Annotated in this window: 14 protein-coding genes and 2 pseudogenes; 7 read left to right on the top strand and 9 right to left on the bottom strand. The window is 43.3% G+C overall.

Annotation, left to right across the window (positions count from 1 at the left end; genetic code table 11):
- The 4 genes from Q0541_RS16410 to Q0541_RS16395 form a co-directional block, all read right to left on the bottom strand.
- The coding region (locus tag Q0541_RS16410) for an RpiB/LacA/LacB family sugar-phosphate isomerase (protein ID WP_298911965.1) at positions 1 to 501 on the bottom strand (501 nt) is incomplete at its 3' end.
- A 368-nt stretch (positions 502 to 869) separates the two neighbouring features.
- Entirely contained in the window at positions 870 to 2,477 is a 1,608-nt protein-coding gene (locus Q0541_RS16405) for an efflux RND transporter periplasmic adaptor subunit (protein WP_298911962.1), read from the bottom strand.
- Positions 2,478 to 3,452: 975 nt separating this feature from the next.
- The gene (locus Q0541_RS16400; protein WP_298911959.1) at positions 3,453 to 4,742 is read right to left on the bottom strand and encodes a glycosyltransferase family 4 protein; all 1,290 of its coding nucleotides are present in this window, start codon (positions 4,740 to 4,742) and stop codon (positions 3,453 to 3,455) included.
- Between the two features lie 810 nt (positions 4,743 to 5,552).
- Positions 5,553 to 5,711, bottom strand: coding sequence for a hypothetical protein (locus Q0541_RS16395; RefSeq protein ID WP_298911957.1), 159 nt, complete (start codon positions 5,709 to 5,711; stop codon positions 5,553 to 5,555).
- A 401-nt stretch (positions 5,712 to 6,112) separates the two neighbouring features.
- On the opposite strand from Q0541_RS16395, the gene glyS reads away from it, so the two are divergent.
- The 6 genes and pseudogenes from glyS to Q0541_RS16365 all read left to right on the top strand — a co-directional run bounded on the left by glyS (position 6,113) and on the right by Q0541_RS16365 (position 13,712).
- Entirely contained in the window at positions 6,113 to 8,266 is a 2,154-nt protein-coding gene (gene glyS, locus Q0541_RS16390) for a glycine--tRNA ligase subunit beta (RefSeq protein ID WP_298911954.1), read from the top strand.
- An 82-nt stretch (positions 8,267 to 8,348) separates the two neighbouring features.
- A complete protein-coding gene (gene murD / locus Q0541_RS16385) occupies positions 8,349 to 9,836 on the top strand; it encodes a UDP-N-acetylmuramoyl-L-alanine--D-glutamate ligase (protein WP_298911950.1) in 1,488 nt (495 codons plus the stop codon).
- Positions 9,837 to 10,182: 346 nt separating this feature from the next.
- Positions 10,183 to 10,317, top strand: a pseudogene (locus tag Q0541_RS16380) (RNA-guided endonuclease TnpB family protein); the annotation flags it as partial.
- A 143-nt stretch (positions 10,318 to 10,460) separates the two neighbouring features.
- Positions 10,461 to 12,506 (top strand): arginine--tRNA ligase, encoded by a 2,046-nt coding sequence (gene argS / locus Q0541_RS16375; protein ID WP_298911946.1) that lies wholly within the window; start codon positions 10,461 to 10,463, stop codon positions 12,504 to 12,506.
- Positions 12,507 to 12,633: 127 nt separating this feature from the next.
- Positions 12,634 to 13,197, top strand: a complete 564-nt coding sequence (locus Q0541_RS16370) for a Uma2 family endonuclease (protein WP_298911943.1) — start codon at positions 12,634 to 12,636, stop codon at positions 13,195 to 13,197.
- 8 nt (positions 13,198 to 13,205) lie between these two features.
- The gene (locus Q0541_RS16365; protein WP_298911940.1) at positions 13,206 to 13,712 is read left to right on the top strand and encodes a cobalamin biosynthesis protein; all 507 of its coding nucleotides are present in this window, start codon (positions 13,206 to 13,208) and stop codon (positions 13,710 to 13,712) included.
- A 162-nt stretch (positions 13,713 to 13,874) separates the two neighbouring features.
- Here Q0541_RS16365 and Q0541_RS16360 read toward each other — a convergent pair whose 3' ends face one another.
- The 5 genes and pseudogenes from Q0541_RS16360 to Q0541_RS16340 all read right to left on the bottom strand — a co-directional run.
- Positions 13,875 to 14,228 carry a phage holin family protein gene (locus Q0541_RS16360; RefSeq protein ID WP_298911937.1) on the bottom strand — a complete coding sequence of 118 codons (354 nt, stop codon included), beginning with the start codon at positions 14,226 to 14,228 and terminating at the stop codon, positions 13,875 to 13,877.
- 31 nt (positions 14,229 to 14,259) lie between these two features.
- A complete protein-coding gene (locus Q0541_RS16355) occupies positions 14,260 to 14,382 on the bottom strand; it encodes a hypothetical protein (protein ID WP_298911934.1) in 123 nt (40 codons plus the stop codon).
- Between the two features lie 796 nt (positions 14,383 to 15,178).
- Entirely contained in the window at positions 15,179 to 16,171 is a 993-nt protein-coding gene (locus Q0541_RS16350; RefSeq protein ID WP_298911932.1) for a peptidoglycan-binding protein, read from the bottom strand.
- A 294-nt stretch (positions 16,172 to 16,465) separates the two neighbouring features.
- Positions 16,466 to 17,200 (bottom strand): SDR family oxidoreductase, encoded by a 735-nt coding sequence (locus Q0541_RS16345; RefSeq protein WP_298911929.1) that lies wholly within the window; start codon positions 17,198 to 17,200, stop codon positions 16,466 to 16,468.
- Between the two features lie 221 nt (positions 17,201 to 17,421).
- Positions 17,422 to 17,637 (bottom strand): annotated as a pseudogene (locus tag Q0541_RS16340) (transposase); the annotation flags it as partial.
- A gap of 38 nt (positions 17,638 to 17,675) precedes the next feature.
- Between Q0541_RS16340 and Q0541_RS16335 the strand changes: the two are divergent.
- Positions 17,676 to 17,849: a hypothetical protein gene (locus Q0541_RS16335; protein ID WP_298911926.1), complete on the top strand. Its 174-nt coding sequence runs from the start codon at positions 17,676 to 17,678 to the stop codon at positions 17,847 to 17,849.

The raw sequence follows: 17,849 nt of genomic DNA, 5'->3' as shown, positions 1-17,849 counted from the left end.
CTCGCGAATATTTTTGGCTTCTCCCCCTCTTTTTGCACAATTGGGATGCTCCCTTGCACTTTTCTCTAACTGTCTAATCCGCTCCATTTGCAGGAGGTTCCACTCATCTTCAGAATAGGGTGTGCTAAACCAGACATCTAATATTTCTTTAGCGATCGCTTCTGTAGTAGCACGTAAACTTAGTACAAGGACATTCGCATGATTCCAGATGCGGGCCCCGCGTGCCGTCTCGGCATCATGACACAAAGCTGCACGTATCCCTGAAACTTTGTTAGCGGCAATAGATGCACCTGTACCAGTCCAACAAAAGACAATCCCTTCATCTGCTTTCTGGGTTGCCACTGCCAAAGCAACTTTACTACAGCTGAGAGGCCAATCAACTTCAGGATCATTCTCCGTTAGGGAACCGAAGGGTATAACTTCATGCCCACGCTGCTTAAGTTCTTCCACTATCCTATCGGTAAGGTTGGTACGTTCATCACTGCCAATAGCGATTTTCATGACTGTTCACGCTTTCCCCTTTAAAGATGTGAATTTTTCAAAATTAAGATAGTTTGTCATTGCGTACTCCAAAGGATAACCCATTGACCTTGGTCTTAGCCAGGAGAAGAGTACGAAGTGTTCGCGCCTTGGTTTCCAAAAGTTGCGATCGCAAAGATTGAGATTGCAACTCTACAAGACGCTATGCGTAGCAAGATCCCCGTAAGGGTACACTCCACTGCCTTCGGTTACAAAACGCTTACGCCAACGCAATGACATTTTATATTTAATTTCGCCCAGCTACTTACTAAATCAAGTTGATCGTAAACATGATTAGAAAATGGGTAGATAGAAATTGAGCATTACGTAGTTATCGATTGGGACAAATATTAAAAACTCCGACTACCCACTTCTTGCGGTGCAGGCTTGATGGGAGCGTCATTGGTTAGGCTGAGAATACCGGAAACAACAATTTTGTCCCCAGCTTTTAGTCCTTGGATAACTTGATAATTATTCCCTTCAATAACTCCCAATTTCACGGGCTTTTGGTGAGCGACTAAAGATGCTGCTTCAGCTTTAGGCTTTTGTGCCGATGCTTCAGTTTTGGGCTTTTGTTCTGGCGCTTGAGCCACAAATACAAAAGTCTCCCCACCCAAGCGAGATACTGCTGTAACTGGAATTAAAATTCCTGGACGTTTGTTCCAGATCACTCTGGTTTGCACTGACTGAAAATTAAGCAGTCGATTTCTCAAATTGCCAAAGTTGGCTTTCACCAAAACTGTCTGCGAATCTAAACTAGCATTTGGAGAAATAAAACTGATCCTACCCGTTGCTGTGGGTTGGCCTTGGGCGTTCAGCATTTGCACAGGTAAACCCAAGCGCAACTTTTTGGCTTGATTTAGCGGAATGGATATATTCAGGTCTAAAGAGTCGTTTTTGGTCAATGTGGTGAGTTGATCCCCTTGTCCTACATACTGTCCTGGCTTGACTGGGATATTACCAACAATACCTGTGAAAGGAGCTAGGACTTTTGTGTATTGCACTTGGACTTGAGCCGACTGCACTTCAGCCGCTGCTTGGTTTACTTGCGATCGCCCTTGAGCAATATCTTCTGGGCGGTTGCCGTTCAACTGTTGCTTATAGAATTGTTTCTGTTGTTCTAAGGCAGCACCTAGCTGCTGGATATTAGCAGTTCTGTTTTTGCGGAGTTGCTCTAAGTTTTTCTGGGCTGCAACCACCGCTGCTTCAGCACTAGCTTTGTTTTTGACGTATTCATCTAGGGTATCCTGGGAAGTTGCCCCTTGTTTTGTTAATTCTTCGTATCGCTTTGCTCGTGCTTGTGCTAGTACTTGATCGGATTTGGCGGAATTAACTTGAGCTTCAGCCTGCTGAATTTGCTGTGGTAGCGATCCAGATACGGCATCTTGATATTTTGCTTGGGCCTGATCTAGCTGGGCTTTGGCTTGGGAAACTACTTCTGTTCGAGTCCCTGCTTTGAGTTCGGCAAGATTCGCCTGTGCTTGTTGTAGTGCTGCTTGTTTTTGTCGTAGCATGGCTAGGGCATCATCAATTTCTTGGCTAATAATTACTTGCCCTTGTTGAACACGGTTGCCCTCTTTGATAAAAATCTGGCTAATTCGCCCTCCAATCTGTGGTTTGATTGGTACAGAAAGTGGTGCCTCTAAAGAGCCAATAAACTCCGAACTGTCCTGCACAGTTTCAGTTTCCACTGTTGCTAGCTTAACGGGAACTGCCGGTTGAGGAGCTGCTCCAGCACCCTCTGCTGCATTACTAGCATTACGAGCTTGCCACCAGCGCCAACCAAAACCAACACCTGCAATTAACAGGATAATTCCCAAGATTAGAGGCCAAGGCCGCTTTCGAGGTGGCTTAGGCGATCGCTCTGGCAATGGTCGCAACTCTTGACTAGAATCAGTAACAGCAGGCTGTTCTATTTCAACGGGAAGGGGGGACTCAGGGAACTCAGAATGGGGCATCTTCGGTTTCTTCTCTTGTGGATTTAGACTTGGGCAATCTACTTTTTGCTAAAAAAGCATTGTTTAAATAGTTTTTAGCTCTTTTTTTTGATGTTGGGGACAAATATATATTTGGGTATTTGGCGATCGCTTACGATGTCTAGCACCTAAAACTAACAAATATCGTTCAGTACATTCTAATTAATTTGTACATTTCCTAACTCCGATAATTTATTTATACGGATGATTTTTCAAACTATTTTAGGCAGTATAAACCCTGTCTTTAGCTCCGAGAGAAAGCACCGTTCAATGTCCGGTTCATCTTGTTTGAGGCAAATTAATAGAACCTCCTGTCTCCTTCAAGGACTGTAAAGCGATCGCTTCGGTAATCACAGCAGCTAGTAGTTGCTCTTTGTTCTAAAAATGACGATATCAAGTTACCTGATTAGACCGCAGCAACACGAGCAATTTCTCGCGCTGTGGCTTTGATTAAACCTGCTGTTGCAAACACTTAGTTGCTGACTTTATCAAGTGTGCATGAGTTTGTGCCGTCCTTGATGCTAAGTTTGCCATGAGCAGTTTGCAAGCACTTGCTTGCATTATAACCACATAGGGGAAAATATTGGTATAAGGTACAAATGAGTTTATCGCTCTTAAGTTGTAGTGAATACTGATCTTAGGAAAGATAAGGGTAGGGAGCGATGTCAACTCTACAAGACGCTACGCATAGCAAGATCCCCGTAAGGGTACGACGGGCTACGCCTACGCTGATTAATCCAGCTTTATTAAGCAAGTTTACGAGTTTCATCGAGTTATCCTCACCAAGAAAGAAGTGCGATCAGTGTTCTCTAATATAGATTCCTCTTTTTGACTAATTTTAACTTCCTACACTTAGGTCACCCGATCGGTTGATTTTTAACTCACCCAAATGGGTGATTTAATTTTCCCTAATTAGGGTTTTGTATGTGTAGCCGAGCCAGCAATGCCCCACGCCCTTCAACCATCCACAACTGATTTTTTAGAATCCAATTTCGGCAAGATCCCCACAGTTGATTTTCGGTTAGCAAGAATATGAGAAAAGAGCCACTCATACCGATCAAGTGCTTGCTCCAAGGAATAGTTTTCTTCGGCAAATTGTCTTCCTGTGTGACCTAGCCTCGCCCCTAGAGCAGGATTAGCATATAAATCATGCACCGCAGCAGCCATTGCATCGGGTGATTCTGGCTCAACAATTATCCCACCACCACTGAGTTGGATTGCTTTAGCAGCAGTACCAGTGGCAGGAACTGAACCCACAATCGGCCGACCACTCGCCAGCAGTAGTGGTATTTTTGAAGGCATATTGAACGAAATCACATTGCGCTTTTGCACAATCAGCCCTACATCAGATGCTGCTAGCATTTCGGGTAGTTTTTCTCGCGACTGCAACGGTAGCAGCAAAACATTATCTGCTCCATTTAATAAACAATATTCCTGCAACCTTTGCAATGCTATTGATTCGCCAACGATGACAAAGACAATATCCTTGATATGACGTAAGCAAAGTGCTGCTTCTATTACTGTTTCTAAACCTTGCGTTAGAGCAATATTGCCCGAATAAAGGACTACGAATTTACCATCCAGTTGATGGCTAGATATCCAGGAGTTGTTCTCTTTCGCTAAAGGGCGGATGAAATTTACATTCACCCAATTGGGAATACAAACGATTTTATTAACTGGTACTCCTTTATTCACTAAATTCTCACGAAACCCATCGGCGATGACACTAATAGTGTGTGCAGTCCGATATGCAAATTTTTCTAGGGCTGCAAGAGTTCGGATCATCCACTTATTTTTTAATAGCCCAATACGCACGGCAGCTTCTGGTAGAATATCTTGCACATTCAGAACTACGGGGCAGTCGTATAACCAACCAAATATTGTTGCTGGTAACGTAGCTAGTAGAGGCGGAACTGTTAAGATAATCACATCGGGGCGTCCACCTTTAAAGGCTTGGGGTAAGCTCGTAAAAACAAAGCTCAACTCCAGTAACAGCCGATCTACGAGGTTAGGTTTAGACTTAATTCGGAGGTAACTTCGTTCAATGGTGACACCATTTTTTTGTTCAGTAACGTACCATTTACCCCGATACTCATCGTAAATTTCGCGCTGAGGATAGTTGGGCATTCCGGTAATCACCCGCACTTGGTGACCTCGCTTTACTAGTCCTTCTGCCAATTCAGTCATTAAGGGAGCAATTCCAATCGGCTCTGGATGATAATTGTAGGAATAGATCAGAATGTGCATGAGCTATTTGTGAATTTCGTGAAGACAGCCTGAGATGAGCGGATTTATTGCTAATTTCAGTAGGCGCTGCTACTTTTATTACTTAATTTCGGTTATGAGCAGGTTATGATTTTTGAAATCACAATTGCAATCAAGACTGTTTAAAACTTTTTATGGTGAATTTTAAGAGTTATCAATTATTAGTTATTAGTTATCAATTAGCAGTGTTCACTGATAATTGTTGACTGATTTAAGTTTCTTACCATACGCATGATAAGTTTTCACTAATTAGAAGAAGAATACAGAATACAGAATCAATATAGTGAGGGATTCAGACCCACCACTTTCTTACAAAGTTTAGATGCCTGCGGCAAGCCGCAAAGCGTCTACGGAGGAAGCCTCCGCTCTAACTTGGCGCTAATTGTAGACACCAAATTTTAAATTTGGTAAGGGACTTAAAACCCTTTATTCAGACGCTCGCGGACTCGCTCTAAGCGTTGGCGCAGCCTCTCTAAGAGTTGCCATGCCGCAGGCTTTACGCTGCGCTATCTGCCAGTCACACAGAATTAAATTGGATAATTCTAGCTAATGACTCCTGAATTTTGTTTTGTTAAAAGTGAATCTAATGCTTAAATTTACACTTAGGGGATTGTAGCATTATATTTAATCTCGTGCATGAAACCCACATTCCAGCTTGTAAAGTGGCACATGAAGTATTTTTAACCAAGTCATCAGTATTGGATTCATTAGTCAGCATCTCACTTTTTGGAGTAGTTCAAAAGCACTAACTTTTCAACACTAGCATCCTGCGTAGCTTCATATTTGAAGCTGTTAGTGGAGAAAAAAACTGCGATGCATCGCAACATCACCTTGCCAGTTAAACTTGAATTCAACAGCTTGAGCCGGGTTGTTAGCAGCAGTAGCGACAGCAATACTAAGAGCAGCACTAGTTGCTGTGATCGTAGCCATTTTGGCAAAAATCTTTTTCATGGTCATAACTCCAAAGTTCATTGACACCATACAGATATCAATCTATAAACAACACTAAATTTACGATACAAATATGTATAAGTAAATACAGCATGAAAATACGGTAGTAAATGTAATAAATTAATGAAAAGAAATACTTTTTTGTGAAGTTTTGGAGAAAATGCCAAGTCTATCTAACAAACCTAAGCTCGACTTTATCCATTTTTATGTATGTAGCAAAGTTTATAAATGATTTTCCAGCTTGGTCAACTGTTTACGGTTATTTCTGGATGTTTAGCAAAGATGATACATAGTTATAGATTCACAAGAAGCATCCAAACTCTAGTTACCGTAAAAATCACGAGCGATCGCTTGATAATAACTGATAAAGTTGAGCTACGCAAAGTTGAAAACAGTGTCCTATGCCTGGGTTTCTATTAGAAGTTGGTACAGAAGAACTACCTGCAAGTTTTGTCAGTGATGCTTTAGTGCAATGGCGGGAGCGCATTCCCCAAAGCCTACAAGCAAACAGCCTCAAGGGCGAAAGTGTCCAGGTGTACGGTACTCCCCGCCGTCTGGCGGTATTGATTAAAGGTCTACCATCTCAGCAACCAGACCGAGAAGAAGAAATTAAAGGGCCCCCCGCCCAAGCCGCCTTTAAAGATGGTCAACCAACAGCAGCAGCAGCAGGCTTTGCCAAAAAGCAAGGTGTGGAACTGGATGCGCTGTTTGTTCGCCCAACTGACAAAGGGGAATTTGTCTTTGTGCAAAAAAGAATTCCCGGCCGTCCTGTGGCGGAAATTTTGACAGAACTTGTACCGCAGTGGATTTGGGGTTTGGAAGGTAAGCGGTTGATGCGTTGGGGGAATGGGGATGCGAGGTTTTCCCGACCAATTCGCTGGTTAGTAGCTTTGTTAGATGAGACGGTGCTGCCTCTAGAATTAGTGAATGGTTCTAAAACGATTCAGAGCGATCGCATTTCTCAAGGTCATCGTGTCTTGCATCCTGAACCTGTGACAATTGCCCAAGCGACTGATTATGTTACCACCCTCAAATCTGCCTATGTCACCGTTGACTCAGAAGAACGAGCAAATGTTATTAGAGAGCAAGTAGAGGCAGTAGTACAGAATTTAGGCGGGTATACAGTAATTTACCCCGATTTATTAGAAGAAGTAACCAACCTTGTAGAACATCCTTCCGCAGTTGTTGGAAAATTTGAATCAGAATTTTTGGAATTACCGACTGAGGTAGTTACTGAAGTTATGGTTACTCATCAGCGTTATTTTCCTGTATTCAAACCAGGTAGTTTTGAGCAAGAATTATTGCCTAATTTCATCACCATTTCTAACGGTGATCCCCAAAAATCAGATATTGTTGCCGTCGGTAATGAAAGGGTAATTCGTGCCAGATTAGCTGATGGAAGGTTTTTCTACGAAGCTGATTTAACTAAGCCGTTAGAAAGCTTTTTACCCCAGTTAGAAAAAGTCACTTTTCAAGAAGAATTGGGTTCGGTGCGTGCCAAGGTAGATAGAGTAGTCAAGATTGCCGAGCGAATAACCAGCCAATTAAAATTAGAAGAAGACCAAAGCCAAAGAATCCAACGTGCTGCTTTATTATGTAAAGCCGATTTGGTTACCCAAATGGTGTATGAATTCCCGGAATTACAAGGGATAATGGGAGAAAAATATGCCTTAGCCAGTGGTGAAGATGCCGAAGTAGCAAAGGCAATTTTTCAACATTATTTGCCAACGGGAGCCGGTGATATTTTACCCGAAAGACTCACAGGTCAAATTGTCGGTTTGGCAGATAAATTAGATACCTTGGTGAGTATCTTTGGTTTAGGTTTAATTCCCTCTGGATCGTCTGATCCCTTCGCCTTGCGCCGGGCTGCCAATGCTGTAGTTAAAATTACTTGGTTTTATAATTTGCCGATAAATTTAGAGAATTTATTGGAGCAGATAGCAACAGATTTTGCAGCTAAATATCATAAAGATCAGGCATCATTAACCGTAGCCTTACAAGAGTTTTTCTTACAACGCATCCGCACTTTACTACAAGAAGAAAAGCAAATTGATTACGACTTAGTAAATGCTGTTTTGGGAGAAAATGACCCAGAATACACAGAACGGACGTTAAAGGATTTATTGGATGTACGCGATCGCGCCTTATATCTACAACAAATCCGCAACGACAGTACCTTAGATAACATCTACGAAACCGTTAACCGTTCCACACGATTAGCCGCCCAAGGTGATTTGGATACAAAACAGCTAGAACCGACAGCCGTAGTTCGTGAAGAACTATTCCAAAAGCCCTCTGAGAGAGCTTTGTATGATGCCCTAATCGAATCAGTACCGCTTACCTGGGCAGCACAGCAGACACGAAATTATCAACTGTTAGTAGCAGCACTAGCAAAAATTGCTCCGACAGTTAGTAACTTCTTTGATGGCCCGGATAGCGTTCTAGTTATGGACTCCGATCCAGAAGTTAAGCGGAATCGATTACATCTGCTGGGACTAGTTCGCAATCATGCCCGTGTTCTAGCTGATTTTGGCGCGATCGTTAAAAATCTGTAGCGTAGGTCAACAAAAAGTTGTGTAATTTTTGCCGATAGACGCTACTATAGGGAGTGCTTAACCAGGGACTCTGCTGCAATCTATGCCTAGAGCTACTGTAATTGGATTAGGAAAGTCCGGTGTTGCTGCGGCAAGATTGTTGAAACGGGAAGGTTGGGAGGTAGAGCTAAGTGATGGCAACACCTCCGAAACCCTCCTACAACAACAACAACAACTCGCTGCCGAGCAAATAACCGTTAAACTAGGCCAATCCCTAGAATTGAATGCTACTAATTTACCCCAATTAATAGTTGTTAGTCCTGGCGTGCCTTGGGATATTCCCGTATTAATTGAGGCACGCCAATTAGGTATTGAAACTATTGGGGAAATGGAACTTGCTTGGCGAAATTTGCGCTCGCTACCTTGGGTAGGAATTACTGGCACTAATGGCAAAACTACTACCACAGCTTTAATTGCTGCCATTTTCCAAGCAGCAGAATTAGATGCGCCCGCCTGCGGTAACATTGGCTACGCCGCCTGTGAAGTTGCTCTATCTTGCAGCGCAGGGACAGAAACTCCAATCCAAAATCAAAAATCTAAAATCCAAAATTGTATTGATTGGGTGATTGCGGAAATTAGCAGCTATCAAGTAGAATCTTCCAGTTCTCTTGCACCACGTATCGGTGTTTGGACGACTTTCACGCCGGATCATCTTAGTCGCCATCAGACTTTAGAGAACTACTACAACATCAAAGCCAAGTTATTACGCCAGTCCGAGTTGCAAGTATTCAATGGTGATGATGCCTACTTGAGGCAGCAAGGTTTAAGTGCTTGGCCTAATGCCTATTGGACAAGTGTGAGAGGAAAAGATTTCCTGATTAGCGAAAAAGGCTTTTACATCGAAGACGACTGGGTTGTGGAAAAGTTGAGTGCAACCTCTGCACCAGAACCGATTGTGAAAGTATCTACTTTGCGGATGGTGGGAGAACATAACCAACAAAATCTCTTGATGGCAGTAGCAACGGCAAGATTAGCGGGAATTAATCGTGATGCGATCGCGCTTGCAATTCGAGAATTCCCTGGCGTTGCTCATCGTTTGGAGCATATCTGCACTTGGGAAGGTATTGATTTCATTAACGATAGCAAAGCCACTAACTACGATGCTGCGGAAGTTGGTTTAGCATCCGTTAACAGTCCAGTGATTTTAATTGCTGGTGGAGAAGCCAAAGCAGGTGATGATACTGGCTGGCTAGCAAAAATTCACTCCAAAGCTGCTGCTGTGTTATTGATTGGCTCTGCTGCACCCGTATTTGCCCAACGCCTCCAAGAGGTAGGATATTATTCTTACCATATTGTGGAAACTATGGAAAGGGCAGTTCCGAGAGCAGCAGAATTAGCTAAGGAGTATCAAGCGCCTGTGGTGTTGCTATCTCCGGCTTGCGCGAGTTTCGATCAGTACCCGAATTTTGAGGTGCGGGGTGATCATTTCCGTCAGTTGTGCCTTGCTTGGCAGAGAGGCTGGAAATATACCAGAAGAGAAATTGCAGATGCTGAAAATTCTAGTCAAGAGTCTATAGTTCAAAGTCGATAAGTATTGTATTCCCTTGTCTTAACGTGAGTTTGGCGGGTCATATCATGTTCGCCTAAATAGTCGAATAAAAAGACCTCTAAGAGGTTTTACTAGGCAAAACCTGTGCCTCTGGGAGTCCCAGAGGCACAGACTTGAACTAAAGTTCAAAACAGGGAGAGGCGATCGCCTCAAAATGAAACGTCCCAACGGTTACAGCTATTTTCAGGTAAATAGACCACGCGGTAGGGGCGCAAGGCCTTGCGCCCCTACGACAGATGTGGTTCAAATACTTGAATTCTGCTGTAAGATTTAGCGCAGCCCAATCAAACCGTTGAGGCAGTTGAGTTTTTAGCAATGCCTGTGATAGTTTAGAAATAAATTGGCTCGAAAACGCTTCAAGGTAAGTCGCCAGCGTTAAAACTTTGCTGTAAAAACAGCAAGGTTATTATTTATGTCTAGCGACTTCGTAGCGCATGAAGACTTGAAAGTGCAAAATATGGTCAGCTAGACGCAGTTTTGTCAAAAAAGATACTTTTGCAAACGGCGTGTTGATTTTTTATCTCTCTTCACAATCTCCAGATTGCTAAAGTGAATAATCAAGCTTTTCCAGAGCTACATCATCTCTCTCACAGATAAAATTTATATATGAACGCTACACAAGAAAAACTAAAAGTTCAGCTTGAACAAGCAATAGTTGGGGCTTTTGGCGCTGACTTCGCTGGAGTAGATCCAATTTTGGTTTCTGCTAGCAATCCTAAATTTGGTGATTATCAGGCGAATGTGGCTTTATCCCTGAGTAAAAAGAAAGGACTGCAACCAAGAGCGATCGCACAAGCGATCGTTGAGAAACTAGATGTATCCGAAATCTGCGAACCGCCAGAAATCGCTGGGCCAGGATTTATCAATCTAAAACTGAAAACGGTATATTTAGAAGCCCAACTCAATGCGATTCAAACTGATCCCCGGTTGGGAGTTCCAGCTGCAAAAACGCCTAAGCGGGAAATTGTGGATTTTTCTAGTCCAAACATTGCCAAAGAAATGCACGTTGGACACTTACGTTCTACAATTATTGGTGATTCCATCGCCCGGATTTTAGAATTTCAAGGACACGATGTCTTGCGGTTAAATCATGTGGGTGATTGGGGTACACAGTTTGGAATGTTAATCGCCTATCTCCGGGAAGTTTACCCAGACGCGCTTACCACGGCTAATGCTTTAGATATTGGTGATTTAGTCTCTTTTTACCGCAAAGCCAAACAGCGGTTTGATGCCGATGCAGCTTTTCAAGAAACAGCACGACAAGAAGTTGTAAGATTACAAGCAGGTGCAGAGGATACACTCCATGCTTGGAAATTGCTGTGCGAACAGTCGCGGCGAGAGTTTCAAATAATTTATGACTTGCTGGATGTCGAGATAATTGAACGGGGTGAATCTTTCTACAACTCCTTACTATCTGGCGTTGTGGAAGATTTAGAGAAATCTGGATTACTGGTAGAAAATCAAGGGGCAAAATGCGTTTTTCTGGAAGGATTTACAAATAGAGAAGGTGAACCTTTGCCCTTAATTGTGCAGAAATCAGATGGCGGTTATAACTACGCCACTACAGATTTAGCATCCCTACGCTACCGAATTCAGCAGGATGAAGCAAAGCGGATAATTTATGTAACAGATGCTGGACAAGCAAACCACTTTGCTCAGGTTTTCCAAGTTGCACGCAAAGCCGGATGGATTCCCGATGATGTGGAATTAGTACATGTGCCTTTTGGGTTGGTGTTAGGGGAAGATGGTAAAAAACTCAAAACTCGTTCTGGGGATACTGTGCGGTTGCGGGATTTATTAGATGAAGCTGTTTCGCGTGCCCATGCTGACCTAAAAACCAGAGTACAAGAAGAAAAACGCCAAGAAACTGAAGAATTCATTAATGAAGTTGCTAGAGTAGTTGGGATCAGTGCAGTTAAGTATGCAGACTTAAGCCAAAATCGCACCAGTAACTACATTTTCAGCTACGACAAAATGCTGGATCTCAAAGGCAATACGGCGCCCTATATGCTGTATGTTTATGCGCGGATTCAGGGGATTAGCCGTAAGGGTGATATTAACTTCACTCGTATAAGAACTAGTGAAATTCTAGATTTTAATTCTGTTGCTACACCAAAATCTCTGGTTAGCATTGCGATAATTATTGGAGCAATTATTTCTGTCAAGGTTACATTGAATATCTTAAAAGCAGTTAATGATATTCTATTATTATCGCCTATTCTAGAAATGATTGGATTTGGATATACCCTCTGGTTTAGTTCTAAATACTTGCTGACTGCAAAGGGACGCCAAGAATTACTCAAAAATGTTTCGGTTTTCAAGCGAACCTTTAAAGGTAAATCTACCCCATCACAAACAAATGAGCATAATGTCAATCTGGTATTAGAAGAAGAAACTGAATTAGTATTATCTAAGCACTTGTTGCAGTTGGATGATGTTCTTAGCTCTGTAGAGGTAGAATTATTACCCAATCGTTTGTGCCAGTATTTGTTTGAACTAAGCCAGAAGTTTAACCAGTTCTACGATCGCTGTCCCATACTACAAGCGGAGGAACCGCAGCGAACATCCCGGTTGATTCTGTGTGATTTGACTGCTAGAACCCTGAAGTTGGGATTATCTTTGTTGGGAATTCAGGTATTGGAGAGGATGTAAAAATCATCTAGATGATATTTTTTAACGCAAAGGTACGCAGAGTAAGAGTTAAGCTGATTTCTTCTTTGTGTACTTTGCGTTTTGGCGGTTTGTTAATTAGAATTGCTGGACTTGGAGGCGATCGCAAATGGTACGGACACCATCAAAAAACATAACTTTGGCAGAGTTTCTAATGTTACCAGAAACGAAGCCCGCTAGTGAATACATCGATGGTCAAATTATTCAAAAACCTATGCCACAGGGAAAGCACAGTATAATTCAAGGTGAAATGGTTAGCACTGTCAACTTAACAGTCAAGCCCAAGCGAATTGCTCGTGCTTTTCCAGAACTGCGGTGTACTTTTGGTGGAAGGTCAATAGTGCCAGATGTTTCTGTGTTTACTTGGCAAAGAATTCCCCGTGATGAGAATGGTCAAGTTGCCAATGTATTCCAAGCAGCTCCTGATTGGACAATTGAGATCTTATCGCCTGACCAAAGACAAACGAAAGTTACAAAAAATATTTTACATTGCCTGAATTATGAAACACAAATGGGTTGGCTGATTGATCCAGAAGAACAAACGGTATTTGTGTACATCCGCAATCAACAGCCAATTATGTTGGATGAACTAGAAGCTTTACTCCCTGTGCCAGATTTTGCAGGTGAGTTGAGGCTGACAGTAGGAAATTTATTCGGTTGGCTGTTAGAGTAAATCCAAGTATGTCGAATCCTGACGAACTGAATGAGAAAATAGACCAAGTGCAACAGATTTTCTGGGTAGGAATCGGTTGTAAACGGGGAACCTCATGGCAATTGATTGATCGGGCAATTGAGCAAGTCTTTCAAGAAAATCAACTTTTTCAAAGTGCGATCGCAGGAATTGCTACTATTGACACTAAAGCCTTGGAAGTTGGTTTAGTACAACTTTGTCGCCTACGCAATTTGCCCCTAAAAACCTTTTCTGCGGAAATCCTTCGCTCTGTCTGTGTCCCCAACCCTGCCACAATTACCGACCACAAAGTAGGTACACCTAGCGTAGCAGAGGCAGCTGCTATTCTTGCAGCTACTCAAACGCCGTTGTTGACTGCTTGCCCTTTTACCAGCACAGAATCATTGGGAGTGAGGTTCTTAATTCCTAAACGAATTTTGCAGCTACAAGGGCAACCAGGAGCGGTAACGATAGCCGTTGCCCAAGCCTCAAATATGAGTATTAAAAAACTTCACTAATTTTTCTAGTTAACGTGAGTTCGACGGGTCATATAATGTTCGCCTAATTAGTCGAATAAAAAGACCTCTCCCTACCTTTAACTAAAGTTCAAATCTGTCGCTCTGGGACGGGCGAGAGAGACAGGTTTTGCATAGTAAAATCAGGGAGAGGTTCGTTGAACGTTAGTCAACAACTCTCAACAAATAGTTAATTATGCTAGAAACAATAGCTAGCACAATTGAACCTAACAAAGCAGGTAAAAAGCCCTGAATTTCAAAACCAGAACCAGGAGTTAAGGTACTTGCCAACCAAAGGGTTAAAGCGTTGATTACCAATGTAAATAAACCAAAGGTAAGTAAGGTAATCGGAAACGTCAAAATCTGCAAAATTGGTCTAATAAATGCATTAACCAGACCAATAACAAGGGCAGCAACCAAGGCAACCACAAAATTCTTGATAAAGAATCCCGGAACGATATTAGCAGTAAGAAATAACGCCACCGCAGTACCGAGCCAAGTTAATAAAAAGTGTTGCATAAGTTTTTTTTAGAAGAATTAGCCAGTAAGTTTAATTAGTTTCACTGTTGCCAGTTGTAATTTCTAACACTATCAGATGTCGTTGTGCTTGAATCCTAAAGTTGCCATCATTTTTTGTCAGCCAAAAAGCAATGTAATTTTTCAGTGCTGGCATAGAGAGATACTTCTAATCGGTATATCTTTATCGTATTGCAGGATGTACCGCATGAAATTTAGGACTTAGGCACTGTACAAATTAATCATGGTATGGATTTACCAAAATAGGTCGTTTCAGGCTTTTAAATCGCGTCCACCTTGAAAACTGTAGTTCTTTCCGTATGAAAAGAAAAAACCCTCATTCCCCAGCCCCTTCTCCCAATATTGGGAGAAGGGGAGCCGGAAATAAGTCCCTCTCCCTACTTGGGAGAGGGATTTAGGGTGAGGGCAAAAACTACGGTTCTCAACATAGATGAGGTTTATTAATCATTCTTTGATGGTAAATAGACCCGTGCTGTAGGGGTAAAGCGCATTGCTCATGCATGTCAACTTAAGCTAAAACTTCTTTAAAATCTCGTTTATAGCCTCTGGCTGGAAATGCTCCTCATTGCGGCAAAGCCACAAGTCTTGAGGCGGCAGCCTCCATTAGGCATTCCCAATCGGAGACTCTTGAGAAGATAATCTCTAAAAGCTTCTTCTAGGCAGGCTTTTACCTTAAGTTGACATCAATGAGCAATGCGCTTTACCCCTACAACAGATATGGTTTTTCAAATAATTCATGTTTGGTCTTTCTTGTCAATACGTAAGTCCTAAAATTCATCATAAATGCTGTCAAGCGCAAAACCCTTACAGAGGTTTCTCGAAGTTGAAAACCTCTGTATTTTGGAGATAGAAGTTATCAGAACTTCAAAGCATCTTGCTCACGCCTTTAGATTACAGGCAAAAGAGACACTGGCATATGCTCCTTAATACGGTTAACGCCGCAAAAGAACCTCCCACGTAGAGCCACCAACTACACCGTCAGCTTCTAATCCATAGCGCTTTTGTGCTGCTTTCACAGCTACTTCGGTTGTCACGCCAAAGTCTCCATCGGCATCGCCTTTCAAAAAACCAAGCTTTTTCAATTGTTGTTGTAACTTAACAACTTCAGAACCACGTAACCCTATACGCAAAATTGGCAATCCTTCTGAGGTATATTGAATACCAGGGGTTCGGTTAGTAGTTGTGTTTGACTGAGTTCGAGTAGTTGATGTCGTGCGATTCGGCGTTTTCTGTGTGCTTGAAGTTGTAGCTTTTCTTGGGGTAGCAGGTCTTGGCTCAGGGTTGGTCACAGGTTGTGTTGCAGCTTTTCTTGGGGTAGTAGGTCTTGTAGGGCTAGTCGCAACTTGTGTTACAGTTGGTCTTGGGGGATTGGGACTAGGATTTGCAACGTTGGTGAGGTTGCTAGCCTGGGTTGGAACAGGAAAATTTGTCGCTGAGTTAAATCTTGGCTGGGATGAAGGAACGGTTGATGCTACTACCGGTTCCTTAGGGAAAAGTCGTTGCCAAGTGCTGGCATCAACAACACCATCTGGATTCAAGCCAGCTGCTTGTTTAAACCGGGAAACAGCACTGGCGGTATTCTCACTATATGTACCATCTACTGCACCAGAATAAAAACCCAAAAGTTTTAGAGCTGCCTGAAGTTCAGATACACGTTCGCCTTGGCTACCAACTTTAAGGATAGGGCGGTTGATGCTATCTCCAGGATTTACTTGGGCAATTTTTTGTGGTGCTGCTATTGATACTACAGCCGTTGAGGCAATAAGCAGAGGCGTAGTGGAGAACAAGAGTATTTCAATGGCTGATAAAGATTTAGACCTCTTTGGCCACCAACCCTTTTGCCGTTTTTCCATTCTACAGCGATTTACAGTTGGGTCTAGTAATTTTAAGTAACTCAAAATACTTGCTGTCAGGCTGCTTTGCATGGAATTTACTCCCAGAATATTCTCATGCTAATAGTACAGCCGCTTGGTCTAAAAAACAGCTGCATTTACGATATCTTCTCTGCGAGACGCTACGCGAACAATGGGCTACGCCTACGCACATAATCCAAATTAAATTACCCTAAATTTTGCTCATCCAAGTGTTTTTTCTCACAAGTGAGAAATCCGGGGAGAGATGTACCGCTTCTCCGTAGCCCTTGTTTCCGCGTAGGACTCTTGCGTCAAGAGCGAGGGTCGTCCACACGGGCTCCTTTCGTCGCTCTCTCGCTGACCGATTCAGATGGCCGACGTGCCGCCGTCGACTGACAACTCCACCCCATTCACGAAACTCGAGTCGTCTGAAGCAAGAAACAGCGCCACCGTCGCAATCTCCTCAGGGCGACCCATCTTTCCCCGCGGGATCAAAGATTCAAACTGCCGTATCGTCTCCGCGTCGAACAACTGCTCCTGAATCGGTGTTTGGATCTGTCCCGGACTTAGCACGTTTACCCGAATCCTCCTGTCCTTCAGCTCGTTCAGCCATGTGCGGGCGAATGAGCGTAGCGCAGCCTTGCTCGCGGAATACACCCCGAAAGTAGGAAAGCCCTTAACTGAAGCGATCGAGCCGGTCATGAGTATCGACCCACCATCGTTGAACAGCGGCAACGCTTTCTGCACAGCGAAAAGCGTGCCACGCGTGTTCAAACCGAAGACCGCATCGAAGTGCTCTTCCGTAATGTCGCCAAGCTTGGCGGACTCCCCCGAACCGGCGCTCGCGAACAGCACGTCGATCCTCCCCTTCTCCCGCTTGACCTGATCGAACAAGCGATCCAAGTCGTCCAGGTTGGCCGCATCTCCCTGCACGCCGGTCACGTTCCGTCCGATTAGGTCGACAGCTTCATCGACCTTTTCTTGGCGCCTTCCCGTGATGAACACATAGGCACCTTCTTCAACAAACAACTTGGCAGTGGCCAGCGCCATTCCGCTTGTTCCACCCGTAATCACCGCAACCTTGCCATCAAGCTTTCCCATAACCGTCCCTTTCGTAATCGTGGCAACATCCATGAGCGCTAAACTGATCTTCAGATGAACCGACTCATACGGAGTATATCTCAAGTTCGGAAACTATGAACAACACGGACGGCGAATCCCTAAACCCGCCCAGACGGGGACCATTACTATTGGAAGCAGACCAGATGAAACCGCTCGTCCATCCAGCCATCGAAGATGTTCCGCTCGATTTTCTTGCCTGCATCAAAGCCCACCGATTGATTTAGCATCGCCGCACTCTTAACGCTATGCAGGTCAATGATCGCTTCCGACGGACTCGGATGGCGTTCAATATCAATTCTTGTCCACTCTCGCAGACTATCGTGAATTTTCAACCATGTCCCGTTTTTGCGCCAGTTGCGAAAATATGTGTAGACTGTTTGCCATGCAGGAAAGTCACCTGGTAGCGATCGCCTCCGGTGATCACTGGCTTTTTATTCTTCATTTGAGTATCTGAGTGAATACTCAAATAAGTAACCCCCACTTTACTGCCATTCGGACTTTACCGAATAAATTAATGGATATTCTTGGCAAGAGCGATAGATTTTTGCAACGGTTTATCAGTGTTTATCTCAACGGGAGCATCTCAGTTTTTGAAGTACCTCAAACCGACAATAATCCATTAAGGTAG

Source organism: uncultured Nostoc sp. (assembly GCF_937863485.1).
Lineage (GTDB): Bacteria > Cyanobacteriota > Cyanobacteriia > Cyanobacteriales > Nostocaceae > Nostoc.
Note: the sequence above shows the minus strand (reverse complement) of the source record. Positions and strands in the feature narration are given on the sequence as shown.

Coding starts and splice junctions, on each gene's coding strand:
- Q0541_RS16405 (WP_298911962.1), bottom strand. CDS start 2,477: ATGCCCCATTCTGAGTTCCCTGAGTCCCCCCTTCCCGTTGAAATAGAA.
- Q0541_RS16400 (WP_298911959.1), bottom strand. CDS start 4,742: ATGCACATTCTGATCTATTCCTACAATTATCATCCAGAGCCGATTGGA.
- Q0541_RS16395 (WP_298911957.1), bottom strand. CDS start 5,711: ATGAAAAAGATTTTTGCCAAAATGGCTACGATCACAGCAACTAGTGCT.
- glyS (WP_298911954.1), top strand. CDS start 6,113: ATGCCTGGGTTTCTATTAGAAGTTGGTACAGAAGAACTACCTGCAAGT.
- murD (WP_298911950.1), top strand. CDS start 8,349: ATGCCTAGAGCTACTGTAATTGGATTAGGAAAGTCCGGTGTTGCTGCG.
- argS (WP_298911946.1), top strand. CDS start 10,461: ATGAACGCTACACAAGAAAAACTAAAAGTTCAGCTTGAACAAGCAATA.
- Q0541_RS16370 (WP_298911943.1), top strand. CDS start 12,634: ATGGTACGGACACCATCAAAAAACATAACTTTGGCAGAGTTTCTAATG.
- Q0541_RS16365 (WP_298911940.1), top strand. CDS start 13,206: ATGTCGAATCCTGACGAACTGAATGAGAAAATAGACCAAGTGCAACAG.
- Q0541_RS16360 (WP_298911937.1), bottom strand. CDS start 14,228: ATGCAACACTTTTTATTAACTTGGCTCGGTACTGCGGTGGCGTTATTT.
- Q0541_RS16355 (WP_298911934.1), bottom strand. CDS start 14,382: ATGCCAGCACTGAAAAATTACATTGCTTTTTGGCTGACAAAAAATGAT.
- Q0541_RS16350 (WP_298911932.1), bottom strand. CDS start 16,171: ATGCAAAGCAGCCTGACAGCAAGTATTTTGAGTTACTTAAAATTACTA.
- Q0541_RS16345 (WP_298911929.1), bottom strand. CDS start 17,200: ATGGGAAAGCTTGATGGCAAGGTTGCGGTGATTACGGGTGGAACAAGC.